We start from the raw sequence: 24,705 nt of genomic DNA on the forward strand, positions 1-24,705 counted from the left end.
CAATATTGGACATTTAAAAATGGCAGTTGGTGACGTATCTATGCCACAGATGCATGTGGTGAAAGGGGTTAAAATTGGTTCGGCTGAAGCGTACGTACGTTATCAGAACCGACGTGACCTAGTGATATTTGAACTGGCTGAAGGCTCCAATGTTGCAGGTGTATTCACACAAAATGCATTTTGTGCTGCACCTGTTCATGTGTCTAAAGCACATTTAAAAGTAGGCAATCCACGTTACTTGGTGATTAATACCGGTAATGCAAATGCTGGTACAGGTCCAACAGGCATGGCAAATGCAGAAGCGACTTGTGCAAAACTGGCTGAACTGGCAGGTGTGAAAGCGGAAGAAATTTTACCATTCTCTACCGGTGTGATCGGTGAACAGTTACCGATGGATCGTTTGTTACAAGGTTTAAAACCTGCTCTAGATACCTTGCGTGATGATGCTTGGGTGGATGCGGCAACTGGTATTATGACCACTGATACCACACCAAAAGGCGCGTCTGAACAATTTGAGTTGGATGGCGTTACCTATACTATGACAGGTATCTCTAAAGGTGCTGGCATGATTCGTCCAAATATGGCGACTATGTTGAGTTATGTGGCAACTGATGCGCCGATTAGTCGTGACTTGGTGCAAAAACTTTTAAGTGAAACGGTGAATGTTTCATTTAACCGCATCACCATTGACGGTGATACGTCAACCAATGACTCATGTATTTTTATGGCTACAGGTCAAGCTGGTGGCACAGAAATTACATCAACTGAAGATCCACGTTATGAAGTAGTGCTTGATGTTCTCACACGTACCATGAAGCGTTTAGCGCAGTTGATTGTACGTGATGGTGAAGGGGCAACGAAGTTCATTACGGTGGCAGTTGAAGGTGGTGCCAATACCCAAGAATGTTGTGATGTTGCGTACAGCATTGCGCACTCTCCATTAGTGAAAACAGCAATTTTTGCCTCTGATCCAAACTGGGGTCGTATTTTGGCAGCGATTGGTTATGCAGGTGTACCAAACTTAGACGTTGCAAAAATTCAGGTTTGGTTAGATGATGTACAAATCTGTAAAGATGGCGGTGCAGCAGCAGACTATACGGAAGAAGCTGGTGCGCGCGTAATGGCGCAAGCTGAAATGACGATTCGCGTCGATCTAGGTCGTGGTGAGGCAAAAGATACGGTATATACCTGTGATTTGTCTTATGACTATGTGAAGATCAACGCAGATTATCGCTCATAATCAAAACTGTCTAAAAAGCCTCCGTTGTGAGGCTTTTTTTATCACTTATATTTTTGAATGATTGGTCAAAATTGATCAATGTGTAGGGTAGACGCTTAATTCTGAAGCGTATAGGGAAGAAAGAGTAGAATTTGTTATGAATGATACGACCACGTTAATCGCCAATGAAGCAAAGTCAATTGTGCAGGCGCATTTGGATCGGTTAGGCACACCCAAAGAACATCAAATGACAGAGCAAATGAAACAGGAAAAGTTTGCTCAGATCAAAGCTGAACTTGAAAACCGTGATGCGGTTTTAGTGGCGCATTACTATTGTGATCCAGAAGTTCAAGAGCTTGCAGAGTTAACAGGTGGCTGTGTTTCTGACTCATTGGAAATGGCGCGATTTGGACGTGACCATCCTGCATCAACGCTTGTGGTCGCAGGGGTGAAATTTATGGGTGAAACATCCAAGGTTTTATCTCCCAATAAAACGGTACTCATGCCGACATTGGAAGCGACGTGTTCATTAGATTTGGGTTGTCCTGTAGATGAATTTACCAAGTTCTGCGATGCACATCCTGATCATACTGTCGTGGTCTATGCCAATACCTCTGCTGCGGTAAAAGCACGTGCAGATTGGGTGGTAACATCGAGCTGTGCTGTTGAAATTGTTGAGCATTTAGATAGCTTGGGTGAAAAAATTATTTGGGCACCTGATCAGCATTTAGGTCGCTATATTCAAAATAAAACGGGTGCTGACATGTTGCTTTGGGATGGCGCATGCATTGTGCATGAAGAATTCCGCGCACGTGGCATTGATAAGATGAAAGCGATGTATCCAAATGCTGCGATCTTAGTGCATCCTGAATCGCCAATGTCTGTGGTTGAAATTGCGGATGCAGTTGGTAGTACGTCGCAATTAATCAAAGCCGCACAGACCTTGCCACACCAAGAGTTGATTGTGGCAACCGACCGTGGCATTTTCTATAAGATGCAGCAAGCTGTTCCAAACAAAACATTAATTGAAGCACCGACCGCAGGCGAGGGTGCAACATGCCGTTCATGTGCGCATTGCCCTTGGATGGCGATGAATGAACTGGATGGGATTCTTCATGTATTGCAACATGGAGATCAGGAAATTTTTGTTGATCCTGCCTTAGCTGAGCGTGCCAAACTTCCTTTAGACCGTATGCTGGACTTCAGTGCTCAATTAAAACGTTAATTTTTGTATAAAAAATGCCTGAAACGCCTGATTAATATACACTTGATAGGCTTTTTAGGTTTTTTTTAAATATAGGTGTTGACGTCTAGGGGCGTCACGCCTAGAATGCACACCGTACCGAACGAACAGTTTGATACGAAAAGCTGAGATGAATCGGAGCATAGCACAGCCTGGTAGTGCACCTGGTTTGGGACCAGGGGGTCGTAGGTTCGAATCCTACTGCTCCGACCAATTCTTCAAGGCGAGTGGTGAATTTCATCAGTTAAGCGCTTGTAGCTCAGTTGGATAGAGCATCCGCCTTCTAAGCGGATGGTCACAGGTTCGAATCCTGTCAGGCGCGCCATTTGGTCGCTTGATGTTATAGAATCTAGCTTTACAGTGGTGGATGTAGCTCAGTTGGTAGAGCCCCGGATTGTGATTCCGGTTGTCGTGGGTTCGAATCCCATCATTCACCCCAATTCGGAGCATAGCACAGCCTGGTAGTGCACCTGGTTTGGGACCAGGGGGTCGTAGGTTCGAATCCTACTGCTCCGACCATTTATCTTAAATGGCCAAATAAAAGATACCGCGTTAGCGGTTTTTTTATGTCTTGAAGTTAAAGCGAAATCACTTGATGGTGGATGTAGCTCAGTTGGTAGAGCCCCGGATTGTGATTCCGGTTGTCGTGGGTTCGAATCCCATCATTCACCCCAACTTCTTATAAGTTGTATACGGAGCATAGCACAGCCTGGTAGTGCACCTGGTTTGGGACCAGGGGGTCGTAGGTTCGAATCCTACTGCTCCGACCATTTATTTCAAATGGTCAAAATTAAAAAGATACCGCGCAAGCGGTTTTTTTATGCCTGAAATTTGTATTTTATAAAATTATTTAGGGTCTAAAAATAAATGATCTTCAAAATATTGAGGATTGAAAATCGCCCATTTACGATCCGATTTTTTAGCTAAGTACATTGCTTCATCGGCTTGATGTAGAAGTTGTTCTAGATTTTTAGCGTCATAAGCGTAGCTTGCACCCACACTGAAACTAAACGGGATATATTGATCATTAAATATTAAAGACTCATAACTGCTGTGAATCAATTTTTCACAGATCTGCTCAAGTTCAGCTTTGCTTTCTACACGATTTAAAACCACTGCAAATTCATCGCCGCCCAAACGGGCTACAAATGCATTTTCGGGTAAATTATTTTTTAAGCGTTTTGCAGTTTCGATCAGTACAGCATCGCCTGCCTGATGGCCATAAATATCATTAATTGCCTTGAATTTATTGTTATCGATATAGAGCAAAACTAAGTATTGGTTTAACTGTTGTTTAAGTTGCTTGTTAATATATTCCTGAAAATAGTGCCGGTTGGGAATACGGGTCAGCGTGTCATGGTAGGCTTGATGGTGGAGCAGGTAATTTTGCTCGTTTAAATTTTGATTAATACTTTCAAATTTTTCGATAAGCGCATTAAAAGCCAAAGAGAAAATTTGTAATTCTTTTAACTGGCTCAGTGGTGTTTTTTTCCATTGATTGGACTGTTTGGTCGAACGCATGTTTTCCAAAATTGGACTAAGCTGCGACTTAAGATATTTTCCTTTCGCACGTGAATAAACATATAGAAAAACAATGCTACAACTTAAGCCAAGAAGAAATGCATAAGCAATGAATCGATAGTAGTTTAAATAATTGAAAGAGCGTGGATAAACTTCAATCCAAATATCTTCATTAAAGTGAGAGACGTTTATATAGATGGGAGTGCTAAACGAAATTTTATTAATAATGGTCTCGAGGGGCGTGATGGTGCGATAGGTTGAATGGCTAATCTGTGTATTTAAATCATGATCCAAAAAATTAGCCTGAAGAATAAAATTCTCATCAATTAAGTTTTCAATCTTGGAAGATAATTCAATCAGCGTGTTTTTAGGCGGGGTTGTAACGATGTTAGTATTATTTGAATGAATTAATTGGTACTGAATATGATCTTCCGTTATATGTTTGAGTACGACAAAAGAAGAACCTAAAAAACATAAGCTGCAAATAAAGAAAATAAAAAAAGCGACTTTGAATTGAGTGGACTTTAAAAAAGAGATTAAGGAAATTGAAGTATGGTTTTTTTTCATAAATTTCGTCCTGACTCAACCAAGACCCATGGATCGTTTATTTTTTTAATTGAAATTTGAGTTTTCTCAAACGTATAAAGTTTTTATGTATTTAATCAATATATAAATAAATGAAAAGTAAGCACGTAAAATTTTGTATACATGGATTCTTGAGGTCTAATTTCTAGATTATTTAAGGAAAATATAATGTTTAGTTTAATTAATATTCAAAAAACATTAAAAATTGCTAAATTTGTAGAATAAATAAACAGACGATAAATTTTGTTGGAAATAGGGGTTGTGTTAGGTGTGAAATACTGTAGAATGCACATCCATCGGCGGTGATGAAGATTAAAACTTCTGATAAAACAGTAACTTAGCATAAAGTGGTTAAGTTGGGTTTTAGAAAGAAAGTTTAAAAATAGTTTTCATTACCAGTTGACTTTCTGAAAAGAAAGCGTAATATAGCCGACCTAGCTTGCTGGTGACGAACCAACAAGAAGATCATTAAGAGATTATGAAGAACAACTTGTGTGGATTTTTACTGGTTGATTGATCGAAATTATTTTCATTGATTGATGGTAGAAATTACTCGAAGTTTATTTGAGAAATATTTGTCAGAAAATTGATGAGCCAAGATTGGCACCCTTTAAGGTGCTACTGATTTTAAACTGAAGAGTTTGATCATGGCTCAGATTGAACGCTGGCGGCAGGCTTAACACATGCAAGTCGAGCGGGGATAGGTAGCTTGCTACTGATTCCTAGCGGCGGACGGGTGAGTAATACTTAGGAATCTGCCTATTAGTGGGGGACAACAGTTGGAAACGGCTGCTAATACCGCATACGCCCTACGGGGGAAAGCAGGGGATCTTCGGACCTTGCGCTAATAGATGAGCCTAAGTCGGATTAGCTAGTTGGTGGGGTAAAGGCCTACCAAGGCGACGATCTGTAGCGGGTCTGAGAGGATGATCCGCCACACTGGGACTGAGACACGGCCCAGACTCCTACGGGAGGCAGCAGTGGGGAATATTGGACAATGGGGGGAACCCTGATCCAGCCATGCCGCGTGTGTGAAGAAGGCCTTTTGGTTGTAAAGCACTTTAAGCGAGGAGGAGGCTCCTGTAGATAATACCTGCAGAGAGTGGACGTTACTCGCAGAATAAGCACCGGCTAACTCTGTGCCAGCAGCCGCGGTAATACAGAGGGTGCAAGCGTTAATCGGATTTACTGGGCGTAAAGCGCGCGTAGGTGGCCAATTAAGTCAAATGTGAAATCCCCGAGCTTAACTTGGGAATTGCATTCGATACTGGTTGGCTAGAGTATGGGAGAGGATGGTAGAATTCCAGGTGTAGCGGTGAAATGCGTAGAGATCTGGAGGAATACCGATGGCGAAGGCAGCCATCTGGCCTAATACTGACACTGAGGTGCGAAAGCATGGGGAGCAAACAGGATTAGATACCCTGGTAGTCCATGCCGTAAACGATGTCTACTAGCCGTTGGGGCCTTTGAGGCTTTAGTGGCGCAGCTAACGCGATAAGTAGACCGCCTGGGGAGTACGGTCGCAAGACTAAAACTCAAATGAATTGACGGGGGCCCGCACAAGCGGTGGAGCATGTGGTTTAATTCGATGCAACGCGAAGAACCTTACCTGGTCTTGACATAGTAAGAACTTTCCAGAGATGGATTGGTGCCTTCGGGAGCTTACATACAGGTGCTGCATGGCTGTCGTCAGCTCGTGTCGTGAGATGTTGGGTTAAGTCCCGCAACGAGCGCAACCCTTTTCCTTATTTGCCAGCACTTCGGGTGGGAACTTTAAGGATACTGCCAGTGACAAACTGGAGGAAGGCGGGGACGACGTCAAGTCATCATGGCCCTTACGACCAGGGCTACACACGTGCTACAATGGTCGGTACAAAGGGTTGCTACCTAGCGATAGGATGCTAATCTCAAAAAGCCGATCGTAGTCCGGATTGGAGTCTGCAACTCGACTCCATGAAGTCGGAATCGCTAGTAATCGCGGATCAGAATGCCGCGGTGAATACGTTCCCGGGCCTTGTACACACCGCCCGTCACACCATGGGAGTTTGTTGCACCAGAAGTAGGTAGTCTAACCTTAGGGAGGACGCTTACCACGGTGTGGCCGATGACTGGGGTGAAGTCGTAACAAGGTAGCCGTAGGGGAACCTGCGGCTGGATCACCTCCTTAACGAAAGATTGACGATTGGTAAGAATCCACAACAAGTTGTTCTTCATGACGATGTATCTGAGGGTCTGTAGCTCAGTTGGTTAGAGCACACGCTTGATAAGCGTGGGGTCACAAGTTCAAGTCTTGTCAGACCCACCATCTGCAATAGACAGTAATCAGTACATTGACTTATTGATAAGCTGGGGACTTAGCTTAGTTGGTAGAGCGCCTGCTTTGCACGCAGGAGGTCAGGAGTTCGACTCTCCTAGTCTCCACCATACATTTCTACGAAATGTATAAAGAACGAAGCTAAAATAAACAATCAAACGGTTGTTAGCCTAGTCCTTAAGCGATCAAGTGATTAGATCCTAGAGATTAACAAGTAGAAGCGTTATGATACGCACCACTTGATAATCTCTGTGATTTATCACAGTAATGCAATCTGACGAAGATGCATTAAATCATTAACAGAATATATTTGAGTTGAAATAATTTGTTCATACTCGTTAAGACTTAAACAAGCAATTGTTTAAAGATTAATGAGTACTAGCGATTAAACTGAATCAAGCGTTTTGGTATGTGAAATTTGATTGAAGCTGTACAGTGTTTAAGTACACAAACAACGAACTGTGAGTCTTAGGACTTGTTGGTTGATCTACTTGTAGGATCGATCGACTGTTTGGGGTTGTATAGTCAAGTAATTAAGTGCATGTGGTGGATGCCTTGGCAGTCAGAGGCGATGAAAGACGTAATAGCCTGCGATAAGCTCCGGGGAGGCGGCAAATATCCTGTGATCCGGAGATTTCTGAATGGGGAAACCCACTTACCATAAGGTAGGTATCATTAACTGAATACATAGGTTAATGAGGCAAACGAGGGGAAGTGAAACATCTCAGTACCCTTAGGAAAAGAAATCAATTGAGATTCCCTCAGTAGCGGCGAGCGAACGGGGATCAGCCCATTAAGTCATATAAGCTTTAGTGGAACGCTCTGGGAAGTGCGACCATAGATGGTGATAGTCCTGTACACGAAAGGGCTTATATGATGATGTCGAGTAGGGCGAGGCACGTGAAACCTTGTCTGAATATAGGGGGACCATCCTCTAAGGCTAAATACTCCTGACTGACCGATAGTGAACCAGTACCGTGAGGGAAAGGCGAAAAGAACCCCTGTGAGGGGAGTGAAATAGATCCTGAAACCGCATGCATACAAGCAGTGGGAGCATCTTCGTGATGTGACTGCGTACCTTTTGTATAATGGGTCAGCGACTTACATTCAGTAGCGAGGTTAACCGTATAGGGGAGCCGTAGGGAAACCGAGTCTTAATAGGGCGTTTAGTTGCTGGGTGTAGACCCGAAACCGGGTGATCTATCCATGAGCAGGTTGAAGGTTGGGTAACACTAACTGGAGGACCGAACCCACTGTCGTTGAAAAGCCAGGGGATGACTTGTGGATAGGGGTGAAAGGCTAATCAAACTCGGTGATAGCTGGTTCTCCCCGAAAGCTATTTAGGTAGCGCCTCGGACGAATACCATTGGGGGTAGAGCACTGTTTCGGCTAGGGGGTCATCCCGACTTACCAAACCGATGCAAACTCCGAATACCAATGAGTACTATCCGGGAGACAGACTGCGGGTGCTAACGTCCGTAGTCAAGAGGAAAACAATCCAGACCGCCAGCTAAGGCCCCTAAATTATAGTTAAGTGGGAAACGATGTGGGAAGGCATAGACAGCTAGGAGGTTGGCTTAGAAGCAGCCACCCTTTAAAGAAAGCGTAATAGCTCACTAGTCGAGTCGGCCTGCGCGGAAGATGTAACGGGGCTAAAACTATATGCCGAAGCTGCGGATTTGCAATTTATTGCAAGTGGTAGGGGAGCGTTCTGTAAGCCGATGAAGGTGGATTGAGAAGTCTGCTGGAGGTATCAGAAGTGCGAATGCTGACGTGAGTAACGATAAAACGGGTGAAAAACCCGTTCGCTGAAAGACCAAGGGTTCCAGTCCAACGTTAATCGGGGCTGGGTGAGTCGACCCCTAAGGCGAGGCCGAGAGGCGTAGTCGATGGGAAATTGGTTAATATTCCAATACTTCTGTTTAATGCGATGAGAGGACGGAGAAGGTTAAGTCAGCCTGGCGTTGGTTGTCCAGGTGGAAGACAGTAGGCATGCATCTTAGGCAAATCCGGGGTGCTCTATGCTGAGAGTTGATAGCAAGCTGTACTTGTACAGCGAAGTGGCTGATACCATACTTCCAGGAAAAGTCTCTAAGCTTCAGTTAAACAGGAATCGTACCCGAAACCGACACAGGTGGTCAGGTCGAGTAGACCAAAGCGCTTGAGAGAACTCTGCTGAAGGAACTAGGCAAAATGGTACCGTAACTTCGGGAGAAGGTACGCTGCTTTTGGTGATGGAACTTGCTTCCTGAGCTGAGAGCAGCCACAGAAACCAGGCCCCTGCAACTGTTTATTAAAAACATAGCACTCTGCAAACACGAAAGTGGACGTATAGGGTGTGATGCCTGCCCGGTGCTGGAAGGTTAATTGATGTGGTTAGCGCAAGCGAAGCTATTGATCGAAGCCCCAGTAAACGGCGGCCGTAACTATAACGGTCCTAAGGTAGCGAAATTCCTTGTCGGGTAAGTTCCGACCTGCACGAATGGCATAATGATGGGGGCGCTGTCTCCAGCAGAGGCTCAGTGAAATCGAAATCGCCGTGAAGATGCGGTGTACCCGCGGCTAGACGGAAAGACCCCGTGAACCTTTACTGCAGCTTGACATTGAACTTTGATCTTACTTGTGTAGGATAGGTGGGAGGCTTTGAAGTCGTGACGCTAGTTGCGATGGAGCCAATCTTGAAATACCACCCTGGTAATATTGAGGTTCTAACTCTGTCCCGTAATCCGGGACGAGGACCATGTCTGGTGGGTAGTTTGACTGGGGCGGTCTCCTCCTAAAGAGTAACGGAGGAGTACGAAGGTGCGCTCAGCGTGGTCGGAAATCACGCGTAGAGTATAAAGGCAAAAGCGCGCTTAACTGCGAGACCCACAAGTCGAGCAGGTACGAAAGTAGGTCTTAGTGATCCGGTGGTTCTGTATGGAAGGGCCATCGCTCAACGGATAAAAGGTACTCTGGGGATAACAGGCTGATACCGCCCAAGAGTTCATATCGACGGCGGTGTTTGGCACCTCGATGTCGGCTCATCTCATCCTGGGGCTGAAGCAGGTCCCAAGGGTATGGCTGTTCGCCATTTAAAGAGGTACGCGAGCTGGGTTTAGAACGTCGTGAGACAGTTCGGTCCCTATCTACCGTGGGCGTTGGAAATTTGAGAGGATCTGCTCCTAGTACGAGAGGACCAGAGTGGACGAACCTCTGGTGTACCGGTTGTGACGCCAGTCGCATCGCCGGGTAGCTATGTTCGGAAGGGATAACCGCTGAAAGCATCTAAGCGGGAAGCCTACCTCAAGATAAGATTTCCCCGAGACTTTATGTCTCCTAAAGAGCCGTTGAAGACTACGACGTTGATAGGTTGGATGTGGAAGTGCGGTGACGTATGAAGCTGACCAATACTAATTGCTCGTGAGGCTTGACTATACAACACCCAAACAGTTGGTGTTGTTGATCAAATCATCATCACAATAACTTGATTTAGTTAACGCTAAAGATGAACGAAGAATAAGCAAACGCGAAAGCGTTTGCCTGAGTGCAAGGCATAAAGCTACGCTTTATGTTACACTCACAACTCAAGTATCCCTGTTAATGAATTCTATTTGACGAAAGCTAGGCATCTAAATAAGACCTAAGTGAGTAAGCATAAACAGTTGTGCTGGCGACAATAGCAAGAGTGAACCACCTGATCCCTTCCCGAACTCAGAAGTGAAACCTCTTAGCGCTGATGGTAGTGTGGCATTTGCCATGTGAGAGTAAGTCATCGCCAGCTCATTATTCCAAAATCCCCCCTAGCTCAATAGCAGGGGGGATTTTTTATGGCTAAAATTTAATACAGAACCATCTAGCCTAAAAAATAACACCCACATTTGTATGTTTTTTAATAAATCTGTGCTATAAAAAATTAAAACGGCATAAAAATTGCTTTAAAAGCGCGATTCAAATTTTGAGGGTGAAGAATGAAGTTATCAGTGGGCTTAAAAGTTGCGAACTCGCTGTCATTGACTCCACAATTGCAGCAAGCGATTCGCTTATTGCAGCTATCAAGTTTGGAGTTAGAGCAAGAGATTCAGGCCCAACTTGATAGTAATCCCTTATTGGAAAAGGTTGAGGAGCAAAGTACGTCAGATGATGTTTCTATTGCAGAAATTGAACATGATAATAAAGATCTGACAACTGAACTTAATGCTGATCATCTACCTGATGATTTGCCTGTTGATACAGACTGGGATGATGTTTACACACATCAACCGACAAGTTTAGGTGCTGCGGAATATGAAGAGCGCGAAGATAACCGTCAAGTCCACGAAAGTTTGCAGCAACATCTCATTGAACAAGTTAACTTACTCAACTTTTCTAAAATAGAAAAATTAATTGCACATTGCATCATCGATTCATTGGATGAAAAGGGTTTCTTAGAAGTTGATATCGAGGATATTACATCTTCTGTACAGAAACTTTTAGCATCAATGGAATACGAAGAAGAAGTTGAGCATGATGAAGTGCTTGTGGTGCTCAAACATATTCAGCGCTTAGAACCAATTGGTGTTGGCTCCCGCAACTTAGCTGAATGTTTGTTGGTTCAATTGGCGAGTCTGCCAGAATCTACACCATGTCGTAATGATGCCATTAAACTAATGCAGCATTACGAATTATTAATTACCAATGAATTACCGAAATTGATTAAACAAACGGGATTGAATCAAGAGCAGCTTCGCTGTGCCGTTGACCTACTCAAAACTTTAAAGCCGCATCCAGGTTTGGAATTTGAAAATCGCGAATCTGATTATCAAATTCCTGATGTGGTTGTTGTGAAAAAGAACGAAGGTTGGCAAGTATCTTTAAATCCAGATGTCATGCCAAAACTTCGCGTTAATTCTTTTTATGCCAATATGATTAAACGTGCTGATCAAAGTGATGATAATCAGTATCTTAGGAATCATATGTTAGAAGCTAAAAACTTTATAAAAAGCATTGATGAGCGTCATAAAACCTTATTAAAGGTCTCAACATGCATCGTTGAGCATCAAAAAATGTTCTTAGAATTAGGTGCAGAGGGAATGAAGCCACTTGTACTTCGGGATATTGCGGAAGAAGTGGAATTGCATGAATCAACTGTTTCACGTGTGACGACGAACAAATATATGCTGACACCACGTGGTTTGTTTGAATTGAAATATTTCTTTTCAAGTCATGTGGGAACGACTTCAGGCGGTGAGGCATCTTCTACTGCAATTCGCGCTAAGATTAAAAAATTAATTTCTGAAGAAAATGTCCGTAAACCATTGTCTGATAATGCAATTGCGGTTTTATTGAAAGAAGATGGAATTGATGTGGCGCGTCGTACTGTCGCAAAATATCGTGAATCGTTACATATTCCTTCGTCTTCTGAACGAAAAGTCTTGATCTAAATTTTAAAATCTGACTATTCTAAGAGTTCATCATGACAATATGATGAACTTTTTTTCTTTGAGGATCGGTACAAATGATTTAATTTAATCTCTATGTCTTTTGCATAAAATATGATTATAGTTAGATCATTTTGACTGTGACTCCTCCACTGTTAACAAAGGTGAGGGATAAAATTATGCAATTAACAATTCGTGGACATCATTTATCGATAACACCAGCAATTGAAAATAATATTAAAGAAAAATTTTCACATATGATTAAACACCTTGATCAGGTGAATAGTATGCAAGTGAAACTTTCAAAAGATCATCAAATTGATAAACGGTCTAAGCGAGGGAGTGGTAATCATATTGCTGAAGCGATTATTCGATTGCCTGGGATTGAGTTTTTTGCCCATGCTAATGCTGACGATATGTATACTTCGATTAAAATTTTGACAGAAAAATTAAGAAAACAGCTTGATCGATATCGAAAAATGCAATTGAACTATCAAGAATTAGCCATCTAAACTTAAAACACAAAAAAGAGGTTTTCAAAAAGCCTCTTTTTTTACATATATAATGTATGTGGTTAATGAATTATTTTTATCATTTATAGTAAAATGCTTGGTTTTACACCCGTAGTCCTATAAGAGGTCTTGTGATGAATAGTGAGCAGCTCGCTGAAATTTTAAAAGCCGCTTTTCCTGAAGCTGATATAGCTGTCAGTGGTCAGGGCGGAAAATTCGATCTGCGCATTGTGGATGAACAATTTGAAGGTAAGCGACCAGTTGCACGTCAACAAGCTGTTTATGCTCCTCTCAATTCCTTTATCGCAAGCGGTGAAGTTCACGCAGTTACAATTCGAGCAATGACCAAAGAAGAATGGCGCAAAGCAAGCTTATTCGGAGCTTAATAGTTTAATGGATAAATTTTTAATTCAGGGCGGCAATAAGCTCGAAGGTGAAGTACGCATTTCAGGTGCGAAAAACGCTGCACTGCCACTTCTCGCTGCAATGATTCTTGCAGATACTCCTATTACATTAACCAACGTCCCAAATCTTAAGGATGTGAATACACTAGTCAAGTTGATCGCTGGTCTAGGGATTACCATGACTTATGAGGGCGATAAGGTTGTTGCAGATACATCAACACTTACCAATCAATTTGCCCCGTATGAATTAGTGAAAACGATGCGTGCGTCAATTTTGGTTTTAGGTCCATTATTGGCACGTTATGGTAGTGCTCAAGTATCACTACCTGGTGGCTGTGCAATTGGTTCACGCCCTGTCGATCAACATTTAAAAGCGCTTGAAGCATTGGGTGCAGAGATTGTGGTTGAAGCAGGTTATGTCCATGCCAAAGTTGATGGTCGATTAAAGGGTGGTGAAGTAGTCTTTGATATGGTGACTGTTGGCGGTACAGAAAATATTCTGATGGCTGCTGTACTTGCAGATGGTGTAACTACCATTCGCAACGCTGCACGTGAACCTGAAATTACCGATCTTGCGCAAATGCTCATTAAAATGGGTGCAAAAATCGAAGGTTTAGATACAGATACACTTATTGTCACAGGTGTTGAAAGTTTGCATGGTTGTGAGTATGCAGTTGTTGCTGACCGTATTGAAACTGGTTCATATTTAGCTGCTGCTGCGATCACGGGCGGTAAAATCAAAGCCACAAATACTGATCCGGCATTAATGGAAGCTGTCCTTGAAAAATTCGAGGAAATGGGTGCAGAAGTGACCCGTGGTGATGACTGGATTGAGCTTGATATGATGGGTAAACGTCCGAAAGCAGTTAGCTTCCGTACTTTGCCACACCCAGAATTTCCAACAGATATGCAGGCGCAGTTAATGGCAGTCAATGCGATTGGCCGTGGTTTTGCAACCATTTCAGAAACGATTTTTGAAAACCGTTTCATGCATGTACCTGAATTAGCACGTATGGGCGCTAATATTCAGGTTGAAGGTAATGATGCTGTTGTGACAGGGGTAGAAAAACTTTCTGCTGCACCTGTGATGGCAACAGACTTACGTGCTTCTTTCTCTCTTGTTTTAGCTGCACTTGCAGCAGAAGGGGAAACCGTGATTGATCGTATCTACCACATCGACCGCGGTTATGAAGATGTAGAAGCGAAATTACAAGGTTTAGGCGCCCAAATTAAGCGAGTAAGTTAATGAGCGATATGAGAAACGATGATCCAAACTTTGACGTAATGGGCAATTTTGATCATGGTTTAACTTTAGCACTCAGCAAAGGTCGTATCTTAAAAGAAACTTTACCTTTGCTTGAGACTGCAGGCATTAATTTGCTGGAAGATCCTGATAAATCACGTAAATTAATTTTCCCGACAACGCATAAACATGTACGTATTTTGATTTTACGTGCCTCTGATGTACCGACTTATGTTGAAAATGGTGCAGCAGATTTGGGTGTTGCGGGTAAAGATGTCTTGATGGAACATGGCGCGCAAAATGTCTATGAACCACTTGATTTAAAAATTGCGAATTGCAAATTGATGACTGCGGGTAAAGTCGGCATGGAACGTCCGAAAGGTCGTTTGAAAATTGCCACTAAATATGTCAATTTGACTCGTCAATACTATGCAAGCCTTGGCGAGCAAGTGGATGTGATCAAGCTTTACGGTTCGATGGAACTTGCGCCATTGGTTGGTTTGGGTGATTACATTGTCGATGTTGTGGATACCGGTAATACACTTCGTGCTAATGGTCTTGAGCCACTCGAAGAAATTTGCAAAGTATCTTCACGTTTGATTGTAAATAAAGCCAGCTTTAAACGTAAGCAAACTTTATTAAACCCGATTTTAGCTCAGCTTGAACGTGCGGTTGAAGCACGTGAGCAAGCGAAAAAAGCTTAAATTTGTATTTAAATAAAATACCGCCTTAGGGCGGTTTTTTATTGCTTTATTTTTAATAGCTATGAATAAAACAAAATTATGAGCTATATAAAAATATGGTAATGATCAAAATTAGAAATAGATGGAAAACTTAGAATCACTTTAGTAATTTTTTATCATCGGATTTATCGAAGCCCAATTTCAGTAAAACTCATGTAAATGATAGAGAACAGTTGACCACAAAGCGGTGGAAAACAGGTAAACTAAACTTTTCCATATCAACCTTGTGGGTAAATTGATGCGACGTTTATCGACTCAAGATCAAAACTTTAAACAAGTATTTGCAGACTTGTTAGCGTTTGAGACAGTGAGTGATCCTGAACTTTTAAAAACCGTAGACCAAATCATTGCCGACGTTCGTCAGCATGGTGATGCTCATGTTCTTAAATTAACTCAGCAGTTCGATCGACATCCAGCGCATCAATTTTCAGAGCTCGAACTGACCCAAGAACAATTGAAAGCTGCCTTTGAAGGTTTAACTGTTGAAGTACGTGATGCTTTAGAAATGGCAGCTGAACGTGTCCGTGAGTTCCACCAAGCACAAAAGCAAGACGGTTGGACTTATGTTGACGCTTTAGGCAATACCTTAGGTCAAAAAGTCACTCCGCTTGATCGCGTCGGTATTTATGTACCGGGCGGCTTGGCATCGTATCCATCTTCAGTATTAATGAATGCAGTTCCTGCACATGTGGCGGGTGTCGCTGAAATTATTATGGTGGTGCCTGCGCCAAATGGTGAACTGAATCCATTGGTATTGGCAGCAGCCTACTTAGCTGGCGTGCATCGCGTATTTACCATTGGTGGTGCGCAAGCGGTTGCAGCACTGGCTTATGGTACAGAAACCATTCCTCGTGTGGATAAAATCACGGGTCCAGGTAACCGCTTCGTTGCTGCGGCAAAACGTGCGGTCTTCGGTCAAGTTGGTATTGACATGATTGCAGGTCCTTCTGAAATTTTAGTGTATGCGGAAGGTGAAAATAATGCTGAATGGTTGGCAATGGATTTATTGTCACAAGCTGAGCATGACACTGTGGCACAAGCCGTATTCATTACGCCAGATGAAGCATTATTAAATGCAGTGGGCGAATGGATTGAAAGGCATTTAGACGCATTACCAAAAGCGGATATTGCACGAACTTCAATTGAGAACCGTGGTGCATTGGTTTTAGTCAAAGACCGTGCTGAAGGTGCAGAACTGATTAACCAAGTTGCGCCTGAACATTTAATGCTTTGCTTAGACGAAGCTGAAGAAATGTCGAATGATATTCGTCATGCAGGTGCGATTTTCATGGGACGATACACTCCTGAAGCGATTGGTGATTACTGTGCAGGGCCAAACCACGTATTACCAACTTCGGGTACAGCACGTTTCTCATCACCGCTCGGTGTATATGATTTCCAAAAACGTTCAAGCTTGATTATGTGCTCTGAACAGGGCGTGAAATCATTGGCGAAAACTGCAGATGTATTGGCGCAAGAAGAAAATCTTGATGCACATGCACGTTCTGCGCGTTATCGTTATCAATAAATTAAAAAGATAAAACCTCTCCCTAACCCTCACTTGCGCTTCATTTTAAAGCAGTGCTTTAAAACTTGCTCAGGAGAGGGGAACCACGAGATTTAAAAATATGAATATCACTGCAGAACAAATGCGTTTTTGGAGTCCAGAGGTACGTGAGTTAGAGCCGTATGTCCCTGGTGAACAACCTAAAATCCAAAACCTTTTAAAACTCAATACCAATGAGAACCCGTATCCACCATCACCAAAAGTGGTTGATGCGGTAAAAAATGTCTTAGCGAATGGTGCAGACGCTTTACGTTTGTATCCAGACCCAGATGCATCTGAACTTAAACAAGCCATTGCGAAACAGCAACATGTGTCTGTCGATCAAGTATTTGTCGGTAATGGCTCGGATGAAGTTTTAGCACATATTTTTAAAGCTTTCTTTGTTCAAGAATTGCCACTGCTTTATCCTGATATTACTTATAGTTTCTATCCGGTATACAGCCAGTTCTTTGGTGTAAAAACTAAAGTATTGCCACTCAATGACAACTTTGAAATTGTCGTTGCAGACTATAAACAGCCAAATGGTGGGATTATTATTACCAATCCAAATGCGCCGACCAGTATTGCACTTGGTTTATCTGCAATTGAAGAAGTGCTACAAGCCAATCCAGATTCGGTTGTGGTGATTGACGAAGCCTACGTGGACTTTGGTGCAGAATCTGCAGTGGCGTTGGTAGAAAAATATGACAATTTGGTAGTATGTCAAACCACTTCTAAGTCACGTTCATTGGCAGGTTTGCGTGTTGGCTTTGCCATTGCACAACCACACTTAATTGCTGCACTTGAAGCGGTAAAAAATAGCTTTAACTCCTATCCAATGGATCGTTTTGCTATTGCAGCAGCCGTAGCTTCATTTGAAGATCAAGCGTATTTTGAAGCACAAAATGCCAAAGTGATTGCCAGTCGTGAAAAATTGATCGGACAACTGGCTGAACTTGGCTTTAAGGTATTACCATCGAAAGCCAACTTTATATTTGCATCATTACCAAGTAAAGATGCAGGTGAGTTGGCTGCTCAATTACGTGAACGTGGCATCATTGTGCGTTATTTCAATAAGCCGCGTATTAATCAGTATCTTCGTATTACCATCGGTACAGATGAGCAAAATCAGCGTTTGGTGGATACGCTGAAAAAAGAGATTTTGGTTTAATAACCCTAAACTCTGATCTTTTTGGTATGAGCAAGCTCGAATCCACCCCTTGCGGAGCAGTGCTCCTCATCCCTTGGAAAAGGAGAGAACTCCTCCCTTTGAAAAAGTGAGGTTGGGAGGGATTCAAAAAAAGCGACTCAATTGAGTCGCTTTTTTATTCAGGTGTATACCACGTGTTGAGTAAATTCAGCATCGCTTCGACTTTATCAAAGCATTCCTGATATTCAGCGTCACAGTCTGAGGCAATGGTAATACCACCACCTGCCCAAAGTGATACGTCATCTTGGTATTTTTGAATGCTACGAATTAGAATATTCCAAGCGCCTGTGCCATCCGCATTGAAATAACCCATTGAACCACAATAAGCACCACGCGGTGCGCCCTCAAGTTCCTTAATAATTTGCATGGCACGAATTTTTGGAGCACCGGTAATAGAACCACCAGGTAGTGCAGACATCAGTACATCAAAAGGATTGATCTCTGCTTTTAAAGTTGCTTCAACTTCACTGACCATATGATGCACTTGGTTAAAACTTTCAATATTAAACAGTTTTGGCGTTTTAACTGTTCCTATTTCTGCATACACACTTAAATCGTTGCGGAGCAAATCCACGATCATGACATTTTCAGCCATATCTTTTTCAGAGTTTTTTAAGGCGTGTTTGGATTGTTCATCACGTAGTGGATCGCTATAGCGCGGCATAGTGCCTTTAATCGGCTTAGTGATAATTTTTCGATTCGGTAAAAAGTCGATAAAAAGCTCAGGTGAACAACTGAGTAGCTCAAAGTCAGCAATTCTTAAATAACCTGCATAAGGTGCATTGGTAAGTTGCCAAAATTGTGCTGCAGTCGTGAGTAAACTGCCTGTAGCCTTAGCTTTAAATTCTTGAGTCAGATTAATTTGATAACAATCGCCTGCAACAATGTAGTCTTGTACTTTTTGAAAAGCCGCAGAATATTGAGCTTTATTCCAACGCGCAGTACAGGGTGTATCCAGTTTAAAATCTTCGGTTATTGTTGCGCTATTGATTAAATCATTAATGGTATCAAAGATCATTTCTGCATTCGGATGTGAACTTTCAAAAATCCAGACATCATGTTCAAAGCGTAAAAAACTTAAAAACTCACCTAGAAAGAATGCAGGCTGAGGGTGTAATTCTGCATCGATATTTTGATTGGCTGCATAGTCATACCCAACAAAACCGACATATTTACACAGCGAATTTTTTGATTGGTTATGGTTAAAATTTATATTCAATGAATCATTTGAAGGATTGTAAGAATTGAAAACAGTTTCATGATAATTATGAACATGATGGTTTTGAATCAGTTGATAGCGTATGGCATTAAAGGCGATAAAAGGTTGATTATTATTTTCCAAATAAACGACATGATGCAGTGATTTTAGTGCATTTAACATGTGTGCAGGAGAAGGACTTTGCTGTAGATGGCGACTAAAAATAGGGATGCTCATTCGCGTAACAATAGAAAAAGTACAGAGGTTATTTTAGCTTAAATATAGAGAAAAATAAGAATTTATTCATCAATACCGTTTGTCGGTAAGCATAAAATTACGACCAACAGCAGTTGATCAAAAATTGACATGCATATAAGTTAAGTGGGCGAGCAAATCACTCAAGGAAATGGATGTTTGCATTGTCTTTAAAACAAAAAATACAGCGCAAACAAAGAGTGATTCACAACCAGAAAAATAATACTCTTGGGAGAGTACACATGAAAAAATTCACTAAATTGGCTTTAGCTGCTTCTGTTGCAATGAGCGCAAACGCAATGGCAATGCAAGCAATGGACGATTCTGCACTTAGCTCTACTACGGGTCAAGACGGTCTTACAATTGGGATTGGCATTTCGAAAATTGCTATTGAGAAATTATACATTCACGATACTACTGGTTTGGCAGCAGATGCTAGCATTAAATCTACTGGTCTAGTAATGGATGGTGCTGACCCTGAATACACAAGTGGTACTCTAGCAACAAAACAAATCGCTGGTGGTCCTGATATTCGGGATCTTACACAGACTATAGCTGGAAATGCTGGTAGTCGCGTTAATGTAAATATTAACACGCAAACAGCTACTTACGATAATACACTTAAAGATGTTAATTTGGGTGGTAATGATGAGGCAGCGGCAATTGTAATTTATGGTAATGGTATTGATGGTGATATAAATGAAAATCACGGTATTGTGATAGGTGCAAACTATAATGACAATGGTCAATATCTATTAGCTTCTCGTAATCTTGCGGACTTAACTATTGATTCTGATGGTGGTGATGGAAATCCATTTATTAACATTGGCGCAAAAGTATCAGGATTGGATATTAATATTGGTAAAATTGGGGTTGCTGCTTCAGGTAAGCAGAATGAAGGTGCAAATGTAGGCACAATTCGTCGTGGACACACAGGTGAGATTAATGCAATTTTAAGTGGCTTGTCGATTAAAACAGGTCAAATGGAAGCAAATATTCAATTAGGTGCTGCGCCACAAGGTGCGATGATAAGATTAAATTCCACAATGAAAGGTGGTTTAGAGATTTTGAATCTTGGTATTTTGGATAACTCTACTGCAATGGGTGATGCTGACGCTAGTAGTGCAGCTAATCGTGCAGCTGGTGAGATCTTTATCGATAGTATTAAACTTACAGATGCATCAAGTTCAGATCTAGTTTTAAATCAGCAAATTAGTGTTTTTGGTGATGACGGGACCTCAAAAGGACATGTTCGTATTTTAAGTACTAGTGGTGCGCACGATACGTATATTAAAGGTATTCATTTAGGTAGTAAAACAGCAGCATCTATTGGTGATGTTGAAATACAAGGTATGCAAACATATTACAGCCCAAGCTTAGGTGTTTATCACCCAGGTGCTGTGATTACAATTTCTGGTCACTAAGCATACTTTGTAAAAAAAAGCGCGTTTCGACGCGCTTTTTTAATATACGCTCTATTCATCTAATAATTTTAAAAAACACTATTTTTTTTGTATAAAAAGAAGTATCTTCATGTAACACGGATGTAGAGCATAGACTCTAGAATAATAACGAAAAGACGCCAAGCGTCAGACATGAAAAGTAAAAATTATGTTAGAGATTGCACTCGGCTCGGCATTGATCTACTACGCTGCCAAAGAAGCCTTTGATATTAAGCCTCAGCCTGCTGAAGCAGTGCGTTATACCGAGACTTTAGATTCTCGTCAGGATTCCTTTGTGCGTATGCACCGCGAGTCGGTCAATATTACCCCAGCATTGCATGATCAATTTCGTGGCATTGTCCGCCAAGCCTATGACTATAGCTGTGGTTCTGCAGCACTCACGACCTTACTTAACGGTTACGTCAACATGGACGTTCAATTGACCGAAGAGAATGTCATGAACGGTCTATTGAAATTTGGTGAAACCGAAAAAATTGTACAGCGCCGTAGTTTCTCATTGCTTGATATGAAACGTTTTGTCGCAGCACTGGGTATTGAAAGTGGTGGATATAAAGGCGAATTTAGTGACTTAGTCTCACAAGGGCAACCTGCGATTATACCGATCAGTTATGCAGGCTTTAAACACTTTGTGGTGTATAAAGGCTATAAAGATGGTCGCGTCTATGTTGCCGACCCAGCACTTGGAAATATCAGTTTCGATGAAGTGCGTTTCAAAGAAATTTGGGAAAATAACACATTATTTTTATTAAACGTTGCCCCACAGCAGCGTAAGAATTTATTGGCACTCAGTGAGCGTGATATGCGCCATGTCGATGATGCAACAGTCAATCGTTATGCCTTTGTCGATCTACAATATCCACAAGCCTATATGGAAAAAATTGCAGACAAAGCATCGACCATTCGTATGGATAAAAATACCAATAAAGATTCAGAAAATTATGGTCAATATGGTTACAACTTTTTACGCCTTTATTATAAGAGTAAATAAGTACTTAAAAGTTTAAAGAAAAATTAAAAATTAATGGGACGAAATATGAAAATTCATTGGATGAACAAAACTTTACTGGCAGTAAGCGTGCAGCTTGTGATGGGTGTGGCTTATGCTCAGGAGCCTGGTCTAGGGGACTATGAAGCTGTTGAAGAAGTTACACAAGAGGCTGAAGAATCTGCTGATGTGGGCTTAGGTGAATATGACGCCGTAGAAGACACTCAGGCTGCTGCACCTGTAGAATCGCCAGCACAATCTGCATCTGCTGCATTACAACAACAAGAAGGCGACTCGACTAAAGAAACCAACCTTGAAGAAGTGTTTACATCCAATGAACGTCAATATTCATTGATTAAAAAAGGTGAGTTTTCATCGTATTACGACATTGACTATACCTATTATCGTGATACACAACTTGATATGGAGATGCAACAAGGTTCGCTGTATCAACTCCGAGTTCAAGAGAATGCCAACCATACGGTCACTAATACTTTTACCGTGCAATATGGTCTAAAGGATAACTTAACCCTAACCGCATCACTTCCATTGGTGGCAAAGTCAGATCTACTTAAAGATGCGACTGCGGCTGGCTTAGGTGATATTAGCTTAGGCGCGCGCTGGGAACCGTTTCCATTAAAAGCAGGGCGTTTACCCCTAATTCTGTTTGGAAATCTCTCGACCAAAACAGGTGATAGTCCTTACGAAATTAATTCAGCAAAAGACTTGTCAACAGGTAAGGGTTATTACTCAGTTGGTGTAGGTGCAAGTACCCGTAAATATATCGACCCTGTTGTACTGTTTGCTTCTTTGTCAGCAAATTATGGTCTTCCTGTCAGTGGTTTAAACCAAATACGTGGTCCACGTATTATAGAGGAATTTGATCCAGGGATCAGTGGTGGCTTCTCATTCGGTTTTGCGTATTCGTTTAACTACGATGTTTCAATGACTATGTCGTATCAGCAAAGCTTTAATACCGGTGCTGAATTTAAATATCACACGGGTGAAAGCTATTCATCGGCAGATCAGACCAGCTCAACTTTTGCGATTGCACTTGGGGTTCGTGTCTCACCAGAAACCATTGTCAACGGTACGCTTGGTATTGGCTTAACTGAAGATGCACCAGACGTTTCACTGGGGCTGTCATTCCCGCTTGATATTTTAGGCTTTGGTAAAAAACTTCGCTAAGAGGGCAGTCGTATGAAAAGAATTCGACTTAGCCCATTAGTCGCGGCAATTGCTTTAACGGGCTTTTCAGGTGCTGCATTTGCACAATTAGGGACCAACCTTTCTGTGGATTTAAGGTCATTGTCCTTGGGAAATGCTGTGACAGCAGATCCGCCAGGAGTGAATGCAGTTCACTTTAACCCTGCAGGTCTAACCAAAATTCAAGGTTTACAAACCGAGCAGCAATTTATTATTGCTGACTTTAATATTGAACGAGAGTTTTCAGTCCCTGCAGGCTATAACGTTTTTGGTTATTCAGATGATCCTTTAGTTTGTAATGATGGTCCTGAAGTTGCATCGGACTTGTGTACAGATTTTAAAGGCCCGATACGCGGTGATGTTGAATACGTCAGCTTATATGTCCCTGTACTGAAAAAAATTGTTGATCTTGGTGAAGGGTTGCCAATGGCAGCACCGACTATGGGTATTGCCTATAATCCACCGGGTTCAAAAGCGACTTTTGCAACAGCAGTATATGCGCCGCTAGTTGCAGGATTTGGTGCTGAAGATGGTAATCCTGCCAACTATATGGGGCAGCAAGTTGCCCTTGAACGTATAACCTATTTATCACCAAGTGTTGGCTATCAAGTCAGTGATACGTTGTCTATTGGTGGTGGTATTGGGATGTCCTATCAAGCCATTGCGATGAAAACGGATTTACGTTTTCCGAATGAGCTGATTGGTATGTTACGTATGATTGATGAAGTCGTATGTACGCCGTTTAAAGACAATTCAGACATCATTACTGATATTCTGTTGCTTGGGATGTGTAATGCCCAAGAAGGCATGAACCCATTTGGTAAATTTGGACAGATGCAACTGGCTTTAGAGCAGTCTCTCAGTCCGAGTTATAACCTTGGCGTGCTGTGGGAGCCGACAGAAGATTTTAGCTTTGGTTTGGTCTACCAAAGTGCAGCAAAAATGCGCTTAAAAGGTAAATATCATATTGATAATGCCAGAGCGCCACAGGAATTGATCAATGGCTTAATGTCATCACCAACAGGTCAGATTCTTGCTGCAATTTTAGGTTTCCCAAACTATGTACCTTCGAGTGAGTCAGGTTTGGTGTCGATGGACTTTAAATATCCTGCGCATTTCCAAGCGGGGGTAAGTTATAAAGTCATGCCTGATTTGAAAGTCAACTTTGATGTCGGCTGGACGGATTATAAGCAGTGGGATAAATTCAGATTTGAGTTTGATCGTCAAATTTCAGCACTCAAAATTGCAAAATTACTCTCTGAACATGTCAGTGATACATCTTTAGCATTACCACTTGGTTTCCAATCTTCTTGGAACTTTGGGGTGGGTGTTGAGTATTCAGCGACAGACCGGTTAAAGCTGCGTGCAGGTTATGAACCACGTGGTAGTTCAATCCCTGATGGTAAGCGTAATACCATGGTGCCGATTAATAATGCACAGCTTTTTGGTTTAGGCGTGGGTTATCAATTTGATGCAGATACCGAGCTTGATTTGTCGATTGGTTTCTTACGCAGTAAAGATAGTATTCCTGCCAATACCAGTAGCTTGGCTAACCAAACTGGCGTGAATAACTTATTACTTAACCCTTATGCTGGTTTAAACATTAAAACCGATACAAAAGTAACAATTTTAGGTCTGAATTATAGAACACGATGGTAG

The 24,705-nt window shown here is 42.0% G+C and carries 15 protein-coding genes, 8 tRNA genes and 3 rRNA genes; 24 read left to right on the forward strand and 2 right to left on the reverse strand.

Going from position 1 to position 24,705, the window contains the following annotated elements:
- The first annotated feature begins 19 nt into the window (after nt 1-19).
- From argJ to A3K93_RS02210, 8 genes are all read left to right on the forward strand, one after another.
- Complete coding sequence (gene argJ, locus A3K93_RS02175; protein WP_067728532.1) at nt 20-1,240, forward strand: bifunctional glutamate N-acetyltransferase/amino-acid acetyltransferase ArgJ; 1,221 nt, start codon at nt 20-22, stop codon at nt 1,238-1,240.
- A gap of 136 nt (nt 1,241-1,376) precedes the next feature.
- Entirely contained in the window at nt 1,377-2,444 is a 1,068-nt protein-coding gene (gene nadA, locus A3K93_RS02180) for a quinolinate synthase NadA (RefSeq protein ID WP_067728534.1), read from the forward strand.
- A 154-nt stretch (nt 2,445-2,598) separates the two neighbouring features.
- A tRNA-Pro gene (locus A3K93_RS02185) sits at nt 2,599-2,675 on the forward strand.
- A 35-nt stretch (nt 2,676-2,710) separates the two neighbouring features.
- Nucleotides 2,711-2,787: transfer RNA gene (locus A3K93_RS02190), tRNA-Arg, on the forward strand.
- A gap of 38 nt (nt 2,788-2,825) precedes the next feature.
- Nucleotides 2,826-2,901 (forward strand) — tRNA-His (locus A3K93_RS02195).
- Nucleotides 2,902-2,904: 3 nt separating this feature from the next.
- Nucleotides 2,905-2,981 (forward strand) — tRNA-Pro (locus tag A3K93_RS02200).
- Between the two features lie 79 nt (nt 2,982-3,060).
- Nucleotides 3,061-3,136 (forward strand) — tRNA-His (locus A3K93_RS02205).
- A 19-nt stretch (nt 3,137-3,155) separates the two neighbouring features.
- A tRNA-Pro gene (locus A3K93_RS02210) sits at nt 3,156-3,232 on the forward strand.
- A 76-nt stretch (nt 3,233-3,308) separates the two neighbouring features.
- On the opposite strand, the gene A3K93_RS02215 is transcribed toward A3K93_RS02210, so the two are convergent.
- Nucleotides 3,309-4,277, reverse strand: a complete 969-nt coding sequence (locus tag A3K93_RS02215; protein ID WP_157883251.1) for a GGDEF domain-containing protein — start codon at nt 4,275-4,277, stop codon at nt 3,309-3,311.
- 920 nt (nt 4,278-5,197) lie between these two features.
- Here A3K93_RS02215 and A3K93_RS02220 point away from each other — a divergent pair.
- The 12 genes from A3K93_RS02220 (at nt 5,198) to hisC (ending at nt 17,900) form a co-directional block, all read left to right on the forward strand.
- Nucleotides 5,198-6,735, forward strand: a 16S ribosomal RNA gene (locus A3K93_RS02220).
- 61 nt (nt 6,736-6,796) lie between these two features.
- Nucleotides 6,797-6,873 (forward strand) — tRNA-Ile (locus A3K93_RS02225).
- A 43-nt stretch (nt 6,874-6,916) separates the two neighbouring features.
- A tRNA-Ala gene (locus A3K93_RS02230) sits at nt 6,917-6,992 on the forward strand.
- Nucleotides 6,993-7,405: 413 nt separating this feature from the next.
- Nucleotides 7,406-10,299, forward strand: a 23S ribosomal RNA gene (locus tag A3K93_RS02235).
- A gap of 231 nt (nt 10,300-10,530) precedes the next feature.
- Nucleotides 10,531-10,645 (forward strand): 5S ribosomal RNA (gene rrf / locus A3K93_RS02240).
- Together the 16S, 23S and 5S rRNA genes with 2 tRNA genes alongside form the textbook arrangement of a ribosomal RNA operon.
- Nucleotides 10,646-10,832: 187 nt before the next feature.
- Nucleotides 10,833-12,284, forward strand: a complete 1,452-nt coding sequence (locus tag A3K93_RS02245; RefSeq protein ID WP_067728538.1) for an RNA polymerase factor sigma-54 — start codon at nt 10,833-10,835, stop codon at nt 12,282-12,284.
- A gap of 176 nt (nt 12,285-12,460) precedes the next feature.
- Nucleotides 12,461-12,793: a ribosome hibernation-promoting factor, HPF/YfiA family gene (gene hpf / locus A3K93_RS02250; RefSeq protein WP_067728540.1), complete on the forward strand. Its 333-nt coding sequence runs from the start codon at nt 12,461-12,463 to the stop codon at nt 12,791-12,793.
- A 134-nt stretch (nt 12,794-12,927) separates the two neighbouring features.
- Nucleotides 12,928-13,179 carry a BolA family iron metabolism protein IbaG gene (gene ibaG / locus A3K93_RS02255; protein ID WP_067728542.1) on the forward strand — a complete coding sequence of 84 codons (252 nt, stop codon included), beginning with the start codon at nt 12,928-12,930 and terminating at the stop codon, nt 13,177-13,179.
- Nucleotides 13,180-13,186: 7 nt separating this feature from the next.
- A complete protein-coding gene (murA, locus tag A3K93_RS02260) occupies nt 13,187-14,443 on the forward strand; it encodes a UDP-N-acetylglucosamine 1-carboxyvinyltransferase (protein WP_067728544.1) in 1,257 nt (418 codons plus the stop codon).
- Entirely contained in the window at nt 14,443-15,144 is a 702-nt protein-coding gene (gene hisG, locus A3K93_RS02265) for an ATP phosphoribosyltransferase (RefSeq protein WP_067728546.1), read from the forward strand. Before murA ends, hisG begins: the two co-directional genes overlap by 1 nt.
- 265 nt (nt 15,145-15,409) lie before the next feature.
- Complete coding sequence (hisD, locus tag A3K93_RS02270; protein ID WP_067728548.1) at nt 15,410-16,711, forward strand: histidinol dehydrogenase; 1,302 nt, start codon at nt 15,410-15,412, stop codon at nt 16,709-16,711.
- Nucleotides 16,712-16,811: 100 nt separating this feature from the next.
- A complete protein-coding gene (gene hisC, locus A3K93_RS02275) occupies nt 16,812-17,900 on the forward strand; it encodes a histidinol-phosphate transaminase (RefSeq protein ID WP_067728550.1) in 1,089 nt (362 codons plus the stop codon).
- A 154-nt stretch (nt 17,901-18,054) separates the two neighbouring features.
- Here the strand turns inward: hisC and A3K93_RS02280 are convergent, their stop codons facing one another.
- Nucleotides 18,055-19,374, reverse strand: coding sequence for an anthranilate synthase component I family protein (locus A3K93_RS02280; protein ID WP_067728552.1), 1,320 nt, complete (start codon nt 19,372-19,374; stop codon nt 18,055-18,057).
- Between the two features lie 260 nt (nt 19,375-19,634).
- Here A3K93_RS02280 and filA point away from each other — a divergent pair, with 260 nt between their 5' ends.
- The 4 genes from filA to filD all read left to right on the forward strand — a co-directional run bounded on the left by filA (nt 19,635) and on the right by filD (nt 24,705).
- Nucleotides 19,635-20,816 (forward strand): putative pilus system protein FilA, encoded by a 1,182-nt coding sequence (gene filA / locus A3K93_RS02285; RefSeq protein WP_067728554.1) that lies wholly within the window; start codon nt 19,635-19,637, stop codon nt 20,814-20,816.
- Nucleotides 20,817-21,003: 187 nt separating this feature from the next.
- Nucleotides 21,004-21,843 carry a putative pilus system C39 family peptidase FilB gene (gene filB / locus A3K93_RS02290; protein WP_067728556.1) on the forward strand — a complete coding sequence of 280 codons (840 nt, stop codon included), beginning with the start codon at nt 21,004-21,006 and terminating at the stop codon, nt 21,841-21,843.
- A gap of 45 nt (nt 21,844-21,888) precedes the next feature.
- Nucleotides 21,889-23,028, forward strand: a complete 1,140-nt coding sequence (gene filC, locus A3K93_RS02295; RefSeq protein WP_067728558.1) for a putative pilus system protein FilC — start codon at nt 21,889-21,891, stop codon at nt 23,026-23,028.
- A gap of 12 nt (nt 23,029-23,040) precedes the next feature.
- Nucleotides 23,041-24,705 (forward strand): putative pilus system OmpP1/FadL family transporter FilD, encoded by a 1,665-nt coding sequence (filD, locus tag A3K93_RS02300; protein ID WP_067728560.1) that lies wholly within the window; start codon nt 23,041-23,043, stop codon nt 24,703-24,705.

This window comes from Acinetobacter sp. NCu2D-2, from assembly GCF_001647675.1.
Lineage (GTDB): Bacteria > Pseudomonadota > Gammaproteobacteria > Pseudomonadales > Moraxellaceae > Acinetobacter.

Excerpts from the sequence above, each read along its gene's own strand:
- argJ (WP_067728532.1), top strand. The coding sequence starts at position 20 with ATGGCAGTTGGTGACGTATCTATGCCACAGATGCATGTGGTGAAAGGG.
- nadA (WP_067728534.1), top strand. The coding sequence starts at position 1,377 with ATGAATGATACGACCACGTTAATCGCCAATGAAGCAAAGTCAATTGTG.
- A3K93_RS02245 (WP_067728538.1), top strand. The coding sequence starts at position 10,833 with ATGAAGTTATCAGTGGGCTTAAAAGTTGCGAACTCGCTGTCATTGACT.
- hpf (WP_067728540.1), top strand. The coding sequence starts at position 12,461 with ATGCAATTAACAATTCGTGGACATCATTTATCGATAACACCAGCAATT.
- ibaG (WP_067728542.1), top strand. The coding sequence starts at position 12,928 with ATGAATAGTGAGCAGCTCGCTGAAATTTTAAAAGCCGCTTTTCCTGAA.
- murA (WP_067728544.1), top strand. The coding sequence starts at position 13,187 with ATGGATAAATTTTTAATTCAGGGCGGCAATAAGCTCGAAGGTGAAGTA.
- hisG (WP_067728546.1), top strand. The coding sequence starts at position 14,443 with ATGAGCGATATGAGAAACGATGATCCAAACTTTGACGTAATGGGCAAT.
- hisC (WP_067728550.1), top strand. The coding sequence starts at position 16,812 with ATGAATATCACTGCAGAACAAATGCGTTTTTGGAGTCCAGAGGTACGT.
- A3K93_RS02280 (WP_067728552.1), bottom strand. The coding sequence starts at position 19,374 with ATGAGCATCCCTATTTTTAGTCGCCATCTACAGCAAAGTCCTTCTCCT.
- filA (WP_067728554.1), top strand. The coding sequence starts at position 19,635 with ATGAAAAAATTCACTAAATTGGCTTTAGCTGCTTCTGTTGCAATGAGC.
- filB (WP_067728556.1), top strand. The coding sequence starts at position 21,004 with ATGTTAGAGATTGCACTCGGCTCGGCATTGATCTACTACGCTGCCAAA.
- filC (WP_067728558.1), top strand. The coding sequence starts at position 21,889 with ATGAAAATTCATTGGATGAACAAAACTTTACTGGCAGTAAGCGTGCAG.
- filD (WP_067728560.1), top strand. The coding sequence starts at position 23,041 with ATGAAAAGAATTCGACTTAGCCCATTAGTCGCGGCAATTGCTTTAACG.